The 15,393-nt window shown below is 71.5% G+C and carries 12 protein-coding genes; 3 read left to right on the top strand and 9 right to left on the bottom strand.

Annotated elements, in window-relative coordinates; translation table 11 throughout:
• Positions 1-77 precede the first annotated feature (77 nt).
• Both IF64_RS0101700 and IF64_RS0101695 read left to right on the top strand, forming a co-directional pair.
• On the top strand, positions 78-4,013 hold the full coding sequence (locus IF64_RS0101700) for a Pls/PosA family non-ribosomal peptide synthetase (protein WP_051757377.1): 3,936 nt from the start codon (positions 78-80) through the stop codon (positions 4,011-4,013).
• Positions 4,010-5,317 carry a M1 family metallopeptidase gene (locus tag IF64_RS0101695; protein ID WP_030530182.1) on the top strand — a complete coding sequence of 436 codons (1,308 nt, stop codon included), beginning with the start codon at positions 4,010-4,012 and terminating at the stop codon, positions 5,315-5,317. Before IF64_RS0101700 ends, IF64_RS0101695 begins: the two co-directional genes overlap by 4 nt.
• A gap of 3 nt (positions 5,318-5,320) precedes the next feature.
• Here IF64_RS0101695 and IF64_RS0101690 read toward each other — a convergent pair whose 3' ends face one another.
• Both IF64_RS0101690 and IF64_RS0101685 read right to left on the bottom strand, forming a co-directional pair.
• Complete coding sequence (locus IF64_RS0101690; RefSeq protein ID WP_030530181.1) at positions 5,321-6,214, bottom strand: SMP-30/gluconolactonase/LRE family protein; 894 nt, start codon at positions 6,212-6,214, stop codon at positions 5,321-5,323.
• Positions 6,215-6,236: 22 nt separating this feature from the next.
• Positions 6,237-7,226 carry an LLM class flavin-dependent oxidoreductase gene (locus IF64_RS0101685; RefSeq protein WP_030530180.1) on the bottom strand — a complete coding sequence of 330 codons (990 nt, stop codon included), beginning with the start codon at positions 7,224-7,226 and terminating at the stop codon, positions 6,237-6,239.
• A gap of 178 nt (positions 7,227-7,404) precedes the next feature.
• Between IF64_RS0101685 and IF64_RS0101680 the strand changes: the two genes are divergently transcribed.
• Positions 7,405-8,040, top strand: a complete 636-nt coding sequence (locus IF64_RS0101680) for a TetR/AcrR family transcriptional regulator (protein ID WP_030530179.1) — start codon at positions 7,405-7,407, stop codon at positions 8,038-8,040.
• 7 nt (positions 8,041-8,047) lie between these two features.
• Here the strand turns inward: IF64_RS0101680 and IF64_RS0101675 are convergent, their stop codons facing one another.
• From IF64_RS0101675 to IF64_RS0101645, 7 genes are all read right to left on the bottom strand, one after another.
• Entirely contained in the window at positions 8,048-8,923 is an 876-nt protein-coding gene (locus IF64_RS0101675) for a hypothetical protein (RefSeq protein ID WP_030530178.1), read from the bottom strand.
• A gap of 48 nt (positions 8,924-8,971) precedes the next feature.
• Positions 8,972-9,631 carry a helix-turn-helix domain-containing protein gene (locus IF64_RS0101670; protein ID WP_211252500.1) on the bottom strand — a complete coding sequence of 220 codons (660 nt, stop codon included), beginning with the start codon at positions 9,629-9,631 and terminating at the stop codon, positions 8,972-8,974.
• 10 nt (positions 9,632-9,641) lie between these two features.
• Positions 9,642-12,257 (bottom strand): phosphoenolpyruvate synthase, encoded by a 2,616-nt coding sequence (locus IF64_RS0101665; RefSeq protein WP_030530176.1) that lies wholly within the window; start codon positions 12,255-12,257, stop codon positions 9,642-9,644.
• 208 nt (positions 12,258-12,465) lie between these two features.
• Positions 12,466-13,002, bottom strand: coding sequence for a 2'-5' RNA ligase family protein (locus IF64_RS0101660; RefSeq protein WP_030530175.1), 537 nt, complete (start codon positions 13,000-13,002; stop codon positions 12,466-12,468).
• Complete coding sequence (locus tag IF64_RS0101655; protein WP_030530174.1) at positions 12,999-13,967, bottom strand: DUF368 domain-containing protein; 969 nt, start codon at positions 13,965-13,967, stop codon at positions 12,999-13,001. The genes IF64_RS0101660 and IF64_RS0101655 overlap by 4 nt, the downstream gene beginning before the upstream one ends.
• 115 nt (positions 13,968-14,082) lie before the next feature.
• Positions 14,083-14,820 (bottom strand): hypothetical protein, encoded by a 738-nt coding sequence (locus IF64_RS25095; RefSeq protein ID WP_051757376.1) that lies wholly within the window; start codon positions 14,818-14,820, stop codon positions 14,083-14,085.
• Positions 14,821-14,904: 84 nt separating this feature from the next.
• Positions 14,905-15,390, bottom strand: a complete 486-nt coding sequence (locus IF64_RS0101645) for a hypothetical protein (RefSeq protein WP_030530172.1) — start codon at positions 15,388-15,390, stop codon at positions 14,905-14,907.
• Positions 15,391-15,393: the final 3 nt, after the last annotated feature.

The raw sequence follows: 15,393 nt of genomic DNA, 5'->3' as shown, positions 1-15,393 counted from the left end.
GCGGGTGTCACGTAAGCTGATCGGTTGTTCTCGGCCGTCTCACCCGGAGCTGGCCCGGATAGCGCCTGCGAGGGTTCGTGACGATCGCGATCGACAAGCCTGCCAGACCGACGCCCGACGACGCCCACACCACCCCGGCCGTCTACCGCGCCGGTCCCGCACCGAGCACCCGCACGCTGCTCGACATCCTCTCCGACACGGCCGCCGGCCACCGTGACGCACCCGCCCTCGACGACGGCACGACCGTCCTCACCTACCGGGCGCTGCTGGCCGAGGTCGACGCCGTCCGCGGCAAACTCGCCGCAGAGGGCGTCGGCGTGGGCGACCGCGTCGGCATCCGCATCGCGTCCGGCACCGCCGAGCTGTACATCGCGATCCTCGGCACCCTCGCCGCAGGCGCCGCCTACGTGCCCGTCGACGCCGACGACCCGGACGAACGTGCCGACCTGGTCTTCGGCGAAGCGGACGTGTGCGTCGTACTCGGCGACGGCGGCGCCGTGAACCGCGTCGGCGACTGCGTCGGCACGCCGGGCACCCCGACCCCCGACGACGACGCCTGGATCATCTTCACCTCCGGCTCCACCGGCAAACCCAAGGGCGTCGCCGTCACCCACGGCAACGCCGCCGCGTTCGTCGACGCCGAGGCCCAGCTGTTCCTCACCGATGAACCTCTCGGGCCAGGCGACCGCGTGCTCGCGGGCCTGTCGGTCGCGTTCGACGCCTCCTGCGAGGAGATGTGGCTCGCCTGGCGCCACGCCGCATGCCTCGTGCCCGCGCCCCGTTCCCTCGTCCGCACCGGCGTCGACCTGGGCCCGTGGCTGCTGGAACGGCGAATCACCGCCGTGTCCACCGTGCCCACGCTCGCCGCACTGTGGCCCGCCGAGGCGTTGGAGGACATCCGCCTGCTCATCTTCGGCGGCGAGGCGTGCCCGCCCGAACTCTCCGCCCGCGTCGCCGTCGAAGGCCGCGAGGCGTGGAACACCTACGGGCCCACCGAGGCCACCGTCGTCGCCTGCGCGGCCCAGCTCACCGGCGAGGGCCAGGTCCGCATCGGCCTGCCGCTGCTGGGCTGGGAACTCGCCGTCGTCGACGACGAGGGCAGGCCGGTGCCGATGGGCTCGTCCGGCGAACTCGTCATCGGCGGCGTCGGACTCGCCCGCTACCTCGACCCCGACAAGGACGCCGAGAAGTACGCCCCGCTGCCGTCCCTGGGTTGGCAGCGCGCCTACCGCAGCGGGGACCTCGTGCGCGCCGACCCCGACGGCCTCGTCTTCCTCGGCCGTGCCGACGAACAGGTCAAACTCGGTGGCAGGCGCATCGAACTCGGCGAGGTCGACGCCGCGCTGCAGGCTCTGCCCGGCGTCGCAGGTGCCGCGGCCGCCGTCCGCACCACCGACGCGGGCAACCAGATGCTCGTCGGCTACGTCCTGCCTGCCGAGACCGACACCGGCTCCGACACCAACACCGACGACCGCTCCGGCGCGCGCGAGTTCGACACCGGCGCCGCGGTCGCGCGCCTGCGCGACCAGCTGCCGGCCGCACTGGTGCCGCTGTTGGCGGTCGTCGACGACCTTCCCGTGCGCACCTCCGGCAAGGTCGACCGCGCCGCACTGCCGTGGCCGCTGCCTCCCGGTTCCACCGGCGACGGCGGCGGCGAAGCGCTCTCCGACACCGAACGCTGGCTCGCCGACGGCTGGACGGCCATCCTCGGCGTCCCGGTCGGGGACGCCGACGCCGACTTCTTCCGCCTCGGCGGAGGCAGCCTCAGCGCGGCACAACTCGTCGCGCGCATCCGCACGCGCCACCCCGAGGTGTCGGTCGCCGACGTCTACACCCACCCGAGGCTCGGTGACCTCGCCGGGAAGCTGGACGGCCTCGGCGGCACCCGACGTCGACGCGGCGAGGTGGCCCCCGTGCCCGCCTCGGCGCGAGTCCTCCAATGCCTGCTCACGGTGCCGCTGCTGACGGTCGTCGGTCTGCGCTGGACCACGGTCGCCGCCGCGCTGTCGACGGCACTGTCGGCGCTCGGAGGCGTCGCGTGGGCACCGGCCGTCCCGTGGTGGGCGCTGGGCCTCGCCTGGTTGGCCCTGTTCAGCCCCGCGGGCAGGATCGTGATCTCCGCAGCTGGCGCCCGGCTGCTCCTGCGCGGGCTGCGACCGGGGCGTTATCCGCGTGGCGGCCGCGTGCACCTGCGCCTGTGGGCGGCCGAACGGCTCGCCGACGTCAGCGGCGCCACCGACGTCGCCGGCGCGTCGTGGATGACCCACTACGCACGGCTGCTCGGCGCGAGGGTCGGCGACGACGTCGACCTGCACGCCCCTCCGCCCGTCACCGGTCTGCTCAAACTCGGCAAGGGCGCCGCCGTCGAACCCGAGACCGACCTGTCCGGCCACTGGGTCGAGGGCGACACCGTGCACGTCGGCAAGATCCGCATCGGCGCGGGCGCCCGCGTGGGTGCCCGCAGCACCCTGTTCCCCGGCGCACGGATCGGCAAGGGCGCCGAGGTCGCGGCCGGCGCCACGGTGCGCGGAGCCGTGCCCGCGGGACGTCGCTGGGCCGGCTCGCCCGCCGTCAGCGACCCGAAGGGCGGTCTGCGCTGGCCGGACAAGAAACCGCCGCGTTCCCGGCGCTGGGCAGGCGTCTACGGCGTCACGTCGTTCCTGCTCGGACTGCTGCCCGCGCTGGCCGCACTGCCCGCGGTCGCGATCGTCGGCGCCGCCGTCACCGGGACGACCGGGATCGCCGCGGCCTGGAATGCCGCGCTGGCCGTCACACCCGTTGCCACGCTGGCCTACCTGGCGACCTACGCCGCACTCGTGCTGGTGGGCGTGCGGGCGCTCGGCATCGGGCTGCGCGAGGGATTCCACCCCGTGCACAGCAGGCAGGCCTGGCAGGTGTGGGCCACCGAACGGCTCATGGACGCCGCCCGCTCCGACCTCTTCCCGCTGTACGCGAGCCTGCTCACGCCCGTGTGGTTGCGGCTGCTCGGCGCCAAAGTGGGACGCGGCGTCGAGGCGTCGACCGTGCTGGCCGTGCCGAAGATGACCAAGATCGCCGGCGGGGCCTTCCTGGCCGACGACACCATGGTCGCGGCCTACGAACTCGGCAACGGCTGGCTGCACGTCGCGCCCGCGCGCATCGGCAAGCAGGCGTTCCTGGGCAACTCCGGGATCACCGCGCCCGGCCGTTCCGTGCCGAAACGCGGCCTCGTCGGCGTGCTGTCGTCGACCCCGAAGAAGGCCAAGAAGGGCTCGTCCTGGCTGGGCATGCCGCCGATGCCGCTGCGAAGGGCCGTCGAGACGGGAGACACGAGCCGCACCTTCGACCCGCCCCGCAGGCTGAAGATCGCCCGCGGCGTCGTCGAACTGTGCCGCGTGGTTCCGGTGATGTGCTCGGTGGCGTTGTCGGTGTCGACGGCCGCGGCGCTGCTGGCCGTGTGGTCGGCCGCGGGCCTGTGGGCGGCTGCGGCGTTGTCCGGCGTGGTGCTGCTCGGTGCGGGTGTCGTCGCGGCGGCGCTGGCGACGGCAGCCAAGTGGACGCTCGTCGGCCGGTTCCGCGCCCAGGAGACTCCACTGTGGAGTTCGTTCGTGTGGCGGGCCGAACTGGCGGACACGTTCGTCGAGACGCTGGCCGTGCCGTGGTTCGTCGGCGGGGTCGGCGGAACGCCGCTGCTGCCCGCGTGGCTGCGCACGATGGGGGCGAGCATCGGCAAGGGCACGTGGGTCGAGACGTACTGGCTGCCCGAGTCCGACCTGATCCGCATCGGCGACGGCGCGACCGTCAACCGCGGGTGTGTGGTGCAGACGCACCTGTTCCATGATCGCATCATGAGCATGGACACCGTCGCGTTCGGCGAAGGCGCCACCCTCGGCCCGCACGGCATCGTGCTGCCGGGTGGCGGCATCGGCGACCGGACGACCGTGGGACCCGGCTCCCTGGTCACCCGCGGCGACACCGTGCCCGCCGACTCGCGCTGGCAGGGCAACCCGATCGCGGCGTGGGGTGACGAGTGACCGCCCAGCCCGCGCCCGGCGCCGACGTCTCCGGCGACTCGTACCTGCCGTCCCACGGCAACGGCGGCTACCGCGTTCGCCGCTACGACCTCGACCTCGAGTACCGCCCCATGGCCAACCGGTTGTCGGGCACCGCGCGCATCACCGCGGTCGCGACCCAGGCGTTGTCGGCCTTCACGCTCGATCTCGCCCCGTACAAGATCAACCGTGTGCAGGTGTCCGGCGGCAACGCCCGCTACACGCACCGAGGGAACAAACTGCGGATCAAACCGGCGCGCTCCATCGCCGACGGTGCCGAGTTCACCGTGGAGATCCGCTACGCGGGCAATCCCGAGCCGCTGTCGTCGCGCGAATGGGGCGACGTCGGATGGGACGAGCTGACCGACGGCGCCCTCGTGGCCAGTCAGCCGATCGGCGCCCCGACGTGGTTCCCGTGCAACGACCACCCCTCGGACAAGGCCGCCTACCGCCTCGCCGTCAAGGTGCCCGCGCCTTACACCGTGGTGGCCACGGGAAGGCTCGTCGACAGCCGCCGGTCCGCAGGCGCGACGACGTGGGTGTTCGAACGCGACGAACCGTCCGCCACCTACCTGATGAGTGTCCAGATCGGACAGTACGTCGACGTGGAGCTCGACGACGTCGCACGAATCGCCGTGCCCGCCCGGCTGCGGGACGACGCGCTCGTCGACTTCGGCCGCCAGCCCCGCATCCGCGCCGCGCTCGAGGAGTGGTTCGGGCCGTACCCGTTCGACGAATACGTCGTGGTCGTCACCGACGACGAACTCGACGACCCCATCGAGGCGCAGGGAATGGCCGTGTTCGGAGCAGGCCACGTCGACGGCGCGCGAACCCACGAACGCCTCGTCGTGCACGAGTTCGCACACCAGTGGTTCGGGAACAGCCTCACGGTCGCCGACTGGCGGCACATCTGGCTCAACGAGGGTTTCGCCACGTACGCGGAGTGGTTGTGGTCGGAGGCCTCGGGCGGGGAGTCCGCCGATGCGCTCGCCCGGCACTGGCGCGCCCAGCCCGCGCAGCAGGGCAGTGGGCCGCGCATCGGCGACCCCGGCGTGGCGGACATGTTCGCCGAGCGCGTCTACAAGGGCGGCGCGCTGACCCTGCACGCGTTGCGCGGCGAACTCGGCGACGAGACGTTCTTCGCCCTGCTGCGCGACTGGACGTCCACCCACCGCCACGCGACCGTCACGACCGAGGCGTTCACCTCCCTCGCCGCCCACCACGCGGGCCGATCACTGGAGGAGTTCTTCGCGGCCTGGCTCGAGTCCGACGTCCTGCCGGACTGACGCCTACGGCCGTCCGGAGCGGCCGACGTCGACGCGAGTGCTGAGCAGCGCGCCTTCGCGGGCTTGTTTCCGTGCGTCCTCGTGGAAATCCGGCGCTCCGGACAGGAACAACGTGCGCCCGTCGGCGCCGCCGAGCATGCACGCGAATACGCCATTCCCCGTGCTGAATTCCTCGGCGATCTCGCCGCCTTCGCGCACCCGGATCACGCGCGCGCCCGTGGCGTCGGCGATCCACAGTGCGCCCTCGGCGTCGAGGCAGCAGCCGTCGGACCCGACCACGACCTGCGCGAGCATCGGCTCGAGTTCCACCTCGGTCGGCTGCTTGCCGAACGTCGCCCACTCCCGGCGGCCGGTGAGGCTCCCGTCGCCTGCGATGTCGAACGCCGTGACGCGGTTGCCGAACGTCTCGCACACCAGCAGCGTTCCGTCGTCGGTGATCACGCTGCCGTTGGGGAACCACAGGTCGTCGGCAACCTTCGTGACCGTGCCGTCCGGATCCACGCGCAACAGGTTGGCCGTCTGCAGCGGCGCGCCGCCCATGAGGTCGAACCCGAACTCGCCGATGAACGCCCGTCCCTGGTCGTCGACGACCATGTCGTTCGGGTGGCCGCCGACGTGGCCGGAGAGGTCGGCGTGCTCGACGAGCGTTCCGTCGGCCTCGCGGCGCAGCACCTTGCGGTCGCGCATGGACACGATGAGCAGCCGTCCGTCCGGCAGCCAGTCGATCCCGGACGGCTGCTGCGGCACGTCGGCCTCGACGCGCAGGTCGCTGCCGTCCTCGGCGGCCGAGTACACCGCGTAGGTGTAGAAGTCGGAGAACCAGATCCGGCCGTCGTGCCAACGCGGGCACTCGGTGTAGGACATGTCGGTCACGATGGCGGCGGCATTGCGGCTCATGTGTCCCTCCTTGGTGTGTGGCTCAGGCGCGTGCGGCGTCGAGGAAGCGTTCGAGTTCGGTGCGCACGTCCGGACCGCACGGCTGGTAGACGACCTCGGTGACGCCGCGCGCGGCAAGGTCGTCGAGGCCGCGCCGGACCTCGTCGGTCGTGCCCGACAGCGTGACGTCGCGCAGGGTGGAGTGTCCGCCCGCGCGCCACGCGGCGTCGTCGGCGTCGTTGAGTTCGACGCAGTGTCCGCTGTGGACCGACAGGTGCCGTTCGTCCTCGCCGGCCTTCCCGACCACCGCGAGCCATTCGTCCCCGCCGGGCAGTGCGCGTACGGCCTCGGGGCCGCCGAACTCGTACGCGCCGTGCAGCGACAGTGCCCACCCGGGGCCGCCCGCCGCGCGTGCGTGCGGTGAGTCGACCGGTTCGTGATCGTCGAGGACGGTTCCCCACAGCAGATACGCCGACCAGGGAAAGTCGCCGACGTAGTCGGGGATCTGGAGTGTGGCGAACAGGCCGTCCCCGAGATCCTTGGCGACCGCGCCGCCCTTGGGGCCGAGCGCGCCGACCAGCACCGGAACGTCGACTGGACGAGCGGGCGCGTGCCCGTCGGGATGCAGCATCCGCATGCGGGCGCCCTCCCATTCGACGACCTCGCCACGCAGAAGTCCGCGGTAGGCGCGAAGGTAGGCGTCCATGAATTTCCAGGTGACCGCGCCGTAGCCCATGGCTCTGCGGCCGCTGAACCCCGTGCCGAACGCGACCGCCACGCGGCCCGGTGCCAGCGCGCACAGCGTCGCGGTCGCCGAGGCGTTGACCATCGGATGGCGCAGGCTGGGTACGAGAACGCCGGGGCCGAGTCCGATGCGTTCGGTGCGCTCGGCGGCCAGGGCGAGGGTCATCCACACGTCCGGACTCTGCTGGGATGTGTCGTAGACCCACGCTCGAGAAAAGCCGAGTCTCTCCGCCAGAGCGACGTGGTCAGGCGTGTCCAGGGCGGTGGGGAACGCGCACGACACCTCCATTGGTGTCTCCTTCCGGCTCATGAAACGCAGGTGGTCGACGCTGACTGAGCGCACATTTAGCCTGGTCGGAGAGTACGATAAGCGTCGACGATGACGCAAGCCACAGTCGGCTGTACCTGCACGGACAGCGCTGTGCCGGCACGGACAGCACGGCCTGCTCGGCCGAAGGGAGACGGGGATGGACGGTGATTCGGCGGCCGCGTCCGGCATCGACGTGCCGGACCAGCTGTGGGACTCGGATCGAGCCGAGGTGGCTCGCAGTCTCCTGACCTCAGGGGTCCGGTGCTTCGCCGCGAACGGTTTCCACGCCACGACCACGCGGGACATCACGTCCGCTGTCGGACTCTCCCCGGGTGCGCTGTACGTGCACTTCCGTTCGAAGGAACACGTGCTGTTCGAGATCGTCCACACCGGACACCGCCGCTCACTCGAGGTGCTTGAGGAGGTCGAACCGGCCGTCGATGCGCGTGAACACCTGCGGACGCTGGTCCGCCGGTTCGTCGCCTGGCACGCGCACCACCACGTCGTGGCCCGCGTGTGCCAGTACGAGCTCGCCGCGCTGTCCGACCAGCACTACGAGGAGATCCGCGAGCTGCGCAGGCGCTCCACGGCGACGTTCCAGGACGTGGTGAAGCGGGGCGTGGCGGAGCGGTCGTTCGCCGACGTCGACGTGCACCGGGTCGTGCGTGCTGTGCTGTCGCTCGGTGTCGACCTGGTGCGCTGGTACCGCTCCGACGGAGCGGACTCGCCGCAACAGCTCGGCGAGTTCTACGCCGACCTCGCACTCGGCATGGTCACCGGGGCGCGCCCGTAGTGCGGTGTCACCAGCGTCCGTTCTTCCGGAGAACGTCGACGGCTGCGACCGTGCTGTAGCCCCGCCACTCCAGGGCGGCTGCAGGGGAGTAGCTGTCGAAGTCGACTGCCCAGCCGCCGTCGTCGCGTTGTCCGCGGGCCAGTCGGTCGAGGTCGGCGGCCACCGCTTCCGCCGTGACGAGCTCACGCACCGGACGGCCGGGCTCCGGTGCGAAGTCCAGCAGGTGCAGCGTTTCGCCCTCGGCCCCACCTTCCACCGGAACGGCACCGTCGGACGGGACGAACCGCGCGAGTTTGTCCAGCAGTCCTCGGGCCTCGGCCACGGTGTCGGACGCGGCGTCCAGCAGTTGCAGAGCGAACGACAGGACGTACGCGAACGGCGCCTCGTCGAGGGCCCGGATCTCCGTGAAGCAGAACTCGGTGGCCGCGGCGAGCCACGGGTGGGAGGAGATGGCGGCGTCGAACCGGGCCACCCGGTGCGCCTGCGCCGCGACCGCCGCAGTGATCTGCAACGACGGTTCGCGCGGGTCGGCCTGCGCCCAGAACGGCGCGCACCCGGTGTCGTCGGAGATCGGCAACGCGAACGGCAGTCCGCCGCCGGGGAGCGTCGCCGAGGCCAGCCAATCCAGCAGTTCGCTCGCCCGAGGCGTTGTCATCCCGGCGTCGGCCATCGCCTCCAGCGCGTGCAGCGCTCCCGCGGGCTGGCTCTCCGGCGCGCGCAGATCCGGTTCGATGCCCCAGCCGTAACCGCCGTCGGGATTGCGATACGCCTCGAGCGCCGCGAGGACGTCGTGACCGTCGCCGCCGGTCAGTACGTCGAAACGACGCCGGTCCAGCTGCCGTCCGTGGGTGGTGAGGAACGCGCGTGCCTGCTCGATACCCATGGCACGCACCGTCGCACGTCCTGCACGTCCGCCGCTTGTACGAAACGGTCAGCCCGAGAGCTCCCGCGGTGTGGTGCCCGCGAGTCTGCGCACCTCGCGCGTGAGGTGCGCCTGGTCGACGTACCCGGCGCCGGCCGCTGCCTCGGCGGCCGGCGTTCCCGTGCGCATGAGGCGCAACGCGTGCTGGAAGCGGTGGATGGACGCGAGGGTCTTCGGCCCGTAACCGAACAGTCGGTCGGACGTCCGCCGCAGGGTGCGTTCGGACATGCCGTGGGTGTCGGCGACCTCGCGCACCGGTGTTCCGGCTCGCGCGGCACGGTCGAGCGAGTGAGCCAACCGCAGCTGCCCGACGTCCGGATCGGCCCGTCGCCACAACGTCTCGGCCACCTGTCGCAGCCGTACGGCCGGAGCGGCGGTGTCGTCACACGGTGGCACCGCTGACAAGTCGGTCAGGTCGACGCGCAGGTCGGTGAGTTCCCGCGCGGGGAGACCGAACACGGCGTGCGCGACACCCGGCGGGAGGCGCAGTCCCCACGTTTCGTCCCCACTGGCGGCATCCACGGTCTGTGCCGTGCGATCCGGGCCCGCCACGACGAAACGCCCCTCGTGCCACATCAGATCGAGCACGCCGTCGGGCACGATGAGGCCGGGACCGCCCGTGGCGATCGCGCGCCACAGCATCCATGCCTGCACCGGAGTCGCCCGCACGCTGTACACGTTAGTCGAGGAACTGCACGTGGCCGCGGGTTCCGTCGACGCGGATGCGCCTGCCGTCGGTGATCAGCTGGGTGGCGTGCTCGACGCCGACCACCGCGGGCAGTCCGTACTCGCGGGCGATCACGGCACCGTGGGTCATCTGCCCGCCCACCTCCGTGACGAGCGCGGCGATCGAGACGAACACCGGAGTCCAGCTCGGGTCGGTGTAGGCCGTCACCAGGATGTCGCCCTCGCTCAGGTCGGCGTGTGCCATGTCGGTCACGACGCGCGCGCGTCCCTCGACCGCACCCGCCGACACCGGCAGTCCGGCCAGCGCCCCCGGCGGAACGTCCTCGCGCCGGTAGCTGCCCGTCACGACCTCGCCCTCCGAGGTCAGCACGCGCGGCGGGGTGAGCGTGCGAAACGTCGCGAACTCGGCGCGGCGCGTGCGCACGGCCTCGTGGTCCACGGTTCCCGAGTGAGCGGCGTCGCGGAACTCGTCGAACGTGAGGAAGAAGGCGTCCTCGGGATCGTCCAGCACGCCCGCCTCCATGAGACGCCGTGCCTCGCCCAGCAACGCCTGCTTGTAGACGAAGTAACGGCGCACCATGCCGTACTTCGGGTACTCGCGGTAGCCCAGGAAAGTACGCAGGACGTCGATCCGATGCGCGACTTCATCGGCCTTCCCCTCGCCGCCGGGCAGGGCGCGCAGCCGCCGCAGCACCTCGTCGCGTTTCTCCTCGGCCTGACGCAGACCGCGCTCGAACCTCCGCGCGTGCTCGCCCGGTTCGAAGGCTGCCACGTGGGCGAGAATCGCAGGCACCAGCGCGGTGGGCTGTTCGCTCCAGCGCGGTCTGGTGATGTCGATCTCGCCCGCGCACCGCATGCCGTAGCGGTCGAGATAGGACCGGATCGCCGTGGCCGCCTCGGAGCCGCCGGGTACCGACGGCAGCCGGTCCAGGAACGTGTCGTCCCCGCGTGCCTCGGCGGCGCGCAGCAGTTCGACGACCTCGGGATGTGGCCGCACCGTGTCGGCGACGTCCAGCAGTTCCAGTCCCATCTGCGAGGTGACGTTGCCGGGTGCCGACTGGGTGAGCGTGTCCACCACACCCTTCTCGCCCAGCCGGGACTCCAGCGTGTCGGCCAGCCACGTGGTCGTGTCGAGCACGGTGTTGATCACCTGTCGGTGCGTGGACCGGCCGACCAGGCGGTGACGCAGCTCGTGGAGATCGTCGGCGACCACGTCGAACACCGCCGGCCCCGATGTCGCAGACATCCTGCGCTTCAGCGCCGCGACGGACTTCTCGTTGTTCGCGACGAGTTCGGCCACGATGCCCGGATCTGCGTCGAGGGGTTCGCCGTCCCGCGGCGCGGCGGGATGACCGGCGGGATGTTCTGCGTCGGCGGGCGGCGGCGGGAGGAACCCGTCGCGGGCGATCACCGCGCGCAGTGCGTCGCCGATCAGCGGGTCGGAATCGCCCAGCACGCCGACGATGCCGTCGCGGGTTGCGGGCGAGGACAGCTGCGGCGTGACGTCGACGAACAGCCGGCCGCCGGCGTGCACCATCGGCGCCGGGGTCGTCATCAGCCACACCGACAGTCCGAGCGGAGTCATGGCGTCGGTCATCATCTGCTGGTGACCGACGGACACGTAGACGTGGTTCTGCCCGTCGCCGGACTCCGGAACCGGATACAGCGTCGTGATCGGCCTGCTCTGCACGACGTGGATCTCGTCGTCTGCCAGGCACCACTCGATGTCCTGCGGTGCGCCGAAATGCGCCTCGATGCGCCTGCCCACCGCCGCGAGCCGCACCGCTTGTTCGTCGGTCAGCGCAGGCCGCTGGCCCGCGACCGTCGTGTCGACGATCGTCCCTTCCCGCACCCGGTGGACGTCCGGGCTGACCCGGCCCGACACGAGCGCGTCCCCGAGACCCGCGACCGATTCCACGGTGGCGACACGCCGATTCGACGTGACGGGGTCGGCGGTGAACAACACGCCCGAGACGTCGGCGGCGACCATGCGCTGCACGACGACGGCGATGCCGACGTCCCGGCGGTCGAATCCCCGGTGATCGGATCCCCGGTCGTCGGATCCGTGGTTGGCGAATCCGTGGTTGGCGACAGTGGCGCGCAGGCGGTAGGCCACTGCCCGTTCGGACAGCAATGACGCCCAGCAGCGCCGGACGTGTTCCAGCACGGCGTCGCGCCCCACCACGTTCAGGTACGAGTCCAGTTGACCGGCGAACGACGCGGTCGGCAGATCCTCGGCCGTGGCGCTCGAACGCACGGCGTAGGCCGCGTCGTCGTCGAGGTGAGCCGCGATCTCGGTGGACAGATCCTCGGGGATCGGCGCCTGCTCGATGTTGTCGCGCAGCTCGGCGCTGAGCGTGCGGGCGGCCTCGGCGTCGTCCGGTCCCAGGTCGCCGAGTGCCTTCAGTCGCTCGGCGATCGACTGCGTCCCCTCGACGACACGGCGGAAGGCGTCGGTGGTGACGCAGAATCCCGCCGGGACGACGAATCCACCCATTGTGGACAGTTCGCCGAGATGGGCGGCCTTGCCGCCGACCCGGTCGAGGCGCGCGCGGTCGACCTCGTCGAGGCTCAGCACCCAGCGCGGTTCGGTACGGCTGTCGGACATGCGGTTCCCCCTCGATGTTCCACCGTGCGCACGGCGGCGCGAATCGGTGCGTGAATTGTGCGCGGCCGGTGAATTCTGAGGGACGCCCCGGGTCTTGCGGCAAGAGCCGGGGTGCGGTTTACTGTAGGCACGGCAGGGAAAAGCGGTCCCTGCCGATTTTTTGTGCCTTACTTCGTACCCGGGCCGATCGGCCAACCCGACGGAATTCTCAGGCCGGTTGGCCGAGTTTCCAGGAGGCGAGCACACGGCAGTCGTGGTTGGCCCACCACTGCAGGTCGATGCGGTCGACGCGCTGGCGCACGGGGAGCAGATCGCGCAGCTCGGCGGCGACGGTCTCCGGGGTGATGCCGTCGGCAACGGCGTCGAGCGTGAGATGTGGGCGCACGTCGCCGAAGCGGCCGCCGTACGGCGGATGATCCGGAAATGCCGCGGAGAGCGCGGCGGTGAGGGCACGCAGCGGCGCCTCGGGTTCGGGTCTCAGGTGGATGAGCCCGTCGGGGAACGTGTCGACGCGGGCCAATCGCATGTCGAACGGTGCGGTGGCCGCGGCGATCCGTCCGACCTCGTCGAGATCGGACGTCGTCGGGTTCGCCATCCACGGGGCCAGCAGCGTCACGTGCGCGTGGACGAAAGCCGGATCGGCGGACACGAACGACGCGTCGTAGTGCGCCGTTCGCGTCCGCACGTGGTCGTCGAGGTCGGGCACGCCGACCGCGAGCACGGTGTGCCCGGGGGAGCGGCTCACGCCGAGGTGGTGCGCTCCTGCGCCCGCGTCATCCTGGCCTCCACCACGAGCACCGCGGCCACCACGGCGAACCCGACGATGCCCAGGATGATCGCGAGTGCGAGGTCCTCGCTGGGCGCAAGCAGGTCGCGGTCGTCGTTCTGCCACGGCCACAGCGCCCGAAGGCTTCCGGCCATCAGGCCGGTCACGATGACGAGGGTGATGCGTTTGCGGTGCTCAAGCAGCCACTGCAGCACCTTCACGATGGAGCCCAGACCGATGATCGCGCCGAGGGCGAACAGGCCGAGATAGCCGAAGTCGCGATCGTTCACCGCGGCCAAGGTCGGTTGGTAGAGCCCGATCGTCAGCAGGAGGAACGAGCCGGACAGACCCGGCAGCACGAGCGCGCAGATCGCGATGGCCGCCGCGATCACGATCACCGGTGCCGAGGCTTCGACGTTGCCAGGGGGAAGGCTCACCACGACGTACATCACTACCGCCGTCACGACAGCCGGAAGGATGTCCCGCATGGTCCACGGCGACATCCGCCCGTCCGATCGGGGCGCGCCGGCCACCATCGAGTACGGCACCCACAACGAGGCCAGCACCATGCCGAAGAACAGCGCCCGAGTCTGAACCGGGTGGTCCTCGACCCATCCCTCCATGAACCGGGCCATCACGAGCAGCGCCACGACCATGCCCGCCAGCAGCGGGATGATCGTGCGCCACGCCACGGAGCGGAACTCGGTGGCCGCCCTGGCGGCGCCCTTGCCGCGGGGCACGTCGGTGACGGCGCGTACGGCACCGGTGATGAGGTGGCCCGCCGAGGTGATGGCCGTGTCGTAGACGCGCACGACGAGTGCGACCGTGCCGCCGCTGACGCCGGGAACGGTTTCCGCGGTGCCGATCAGGGCGCCGCGTACCGCGTCGACGCCGTAGCTGGTCCACGCCGGGGCCCTGCCCGTGCGCTGCGGCGATGTCGTCACAAGTCTCTCCTTCGACAGGCCAGGAAGTTCGCGGCGCCAGCGGATCGAGGCAGCCGGTGCCCCTATCGTGGCAGGCGCCACGCGAGCGGTTGCCGCGGCCCGACGTCGGATGCCGTCAGCCGGGGGTGGCTCCGGCGCCGCGGCGCCCGGCAGCGGAGGTCACCCCGGTGGGCACCGCCCTGCCTTCCCGTGCACCGCGGAGCCGCCGCGTTCGGGACACCAGGACCACGACCAACACGGCGATCTCCAGCAGCGGCATCGGGAAGCCCATGAGCACGCCGAGCGCCATGTCGATCAGCGGTGCGGCGACCGCGGCCACGCAGACGCGCGAGCCGGCCGCTGGTGGCCGCTGCTGCGGTGCCCACGGTGTTCGCCGCCACGGTTTGGCCACCGACAGCCACGCCTGGAACGCGATCGCCGAGGCCATCACGGCGGTGCCCACCAGCAGGCCGGGCGGTGGCGCCGCGAGTCCGGCCTCGGCGTCGGCTGCGGCAGCGCCCAGGTTCCGGGACAACACGAAGATGCCGAGGTTCAGCTGCACGACGGTGATGGCGAACTTGGCCAGCACCCACCAGTGGTGGAAAAAGCCCCACGCCGTGGCCGCCGAGAGCACGAATCCGGTGAACGCGCTCGCGTTGGCCATCGGCGCCAGCAGTGTGGTGTCGAGTTCGTGCGCCATCGACGTGGCGGCGATGCGCACGTCCTGGTCGGCGGAGGCGAATCCGACGGCGAGCAGAGTCAGCAGGCCCAGCGCCTGCGCCATCCAGCCGACCGACGTGAGCACGTGCAGCCACACCAGCGTCTGCCGGGGGCGCTGTGCGGTGCGGGAGCGCGAGGTCCGGGAGTTCGCCATGCGCTCAGACTGCGGCGACCGGGCCCGAATCGGTATCGGGAACCCGCCGGAGAAAAACCCCGAGGTCGGGTCGGGGTCCCGGGCTCAGCGGCCCGCGCGGATGTCGGCGAGGGTGCGGTCGTGCCGCCGGACGAACGCGCGGACCTCGGCGTCGCGCAGCGGTACGAACACCACGGCGATCAGCAGGTTGGCGGGCAGCATGAGCCACGCCGTCTGGGTCAGCGCGACGACGAACAGCACGGCGCTGACCGGGGTCGCCACGAGCAGCACGTAGTGGGCCCACCGTTTCGGCTCGGCCAGCACGAGCGAGGCGGGCAGGACGAACACGAACTGCACCGACGTGACGATCAGCATCGCCCACAGCACCCGGTCGGTGGTCGGCACGGCCTCGGCCATGGCGAGCAGCAGCGCCAGCATCGACCCGAGCAGCACCTGCCAGCGGTACCGGCCGAGCCTGCGCCGGATGCGCGCATCGGCCGATTCGGCAGCGGGCTGCTCCGGCGCTTCGTCTGTGGGTGCGTCCGTGCGGGTATCGACCGGTTCGTCGTGCTCGGCTGCCACCACGTTCACTCC

The organism is Prauserella rugosa, assembly GCF_000719975.1.
GTDB lineage: Bacteria > Actinomycetota > Actinomycetes > Mycobacteriales > Pseudonocardiaceae > Prauserella > Prauserella rugosa.
This window is presented reverse-complemented; position numbering and strand designations above follow the sequence as displayed.

Bases quoted from the DNA above. Each gene is read 5' to 3' on its own strand.
- IF64_RS0101690 (WP_030530181.1), bottom strand. From the start codon at position 6,214: ATGAGCCGCAATGCCGCCGCCATCGTGACCGACATGTCCTACACCGAG.
- IF64_RS0101685 (WP_030530180.1), bottom strand. From the start codon at position 7,226: ATGGAGGTGTCGTGCGCGTTCCCCACCGCCCTGGACACGCCTGACCAC.
- IF64_RS0101680 (WP_030530179.1), top strand. From the start codon at position 7,405: ATGGACGGTGATTCGGCGGCCGCGTCCGGCATCGACGTGCCGGACCAG.
- IF64_RS0101675 (WP_030530178.1), bottom strand. From the start codon at position 8,923: ATGGGTATCGAGCAGGCACGCGCGTTCCTCACCACCCACGGACGGCAG.
- IF64_RS0101665 (WP_030530176.1), bottom strand. From the start codon at position 12,257: ATGTCCGACAGCCGTACCGAACCGCGCTGGGTGCTGAGCCTCGACGAG.
- IF64_RS25095 (WP_051757376.1), bottom strand. From the start codon at position 14,820: ATGGCGAACTCCCGGACCTCGCGCTCCCGCACCGCACAGCGCCCCCGG.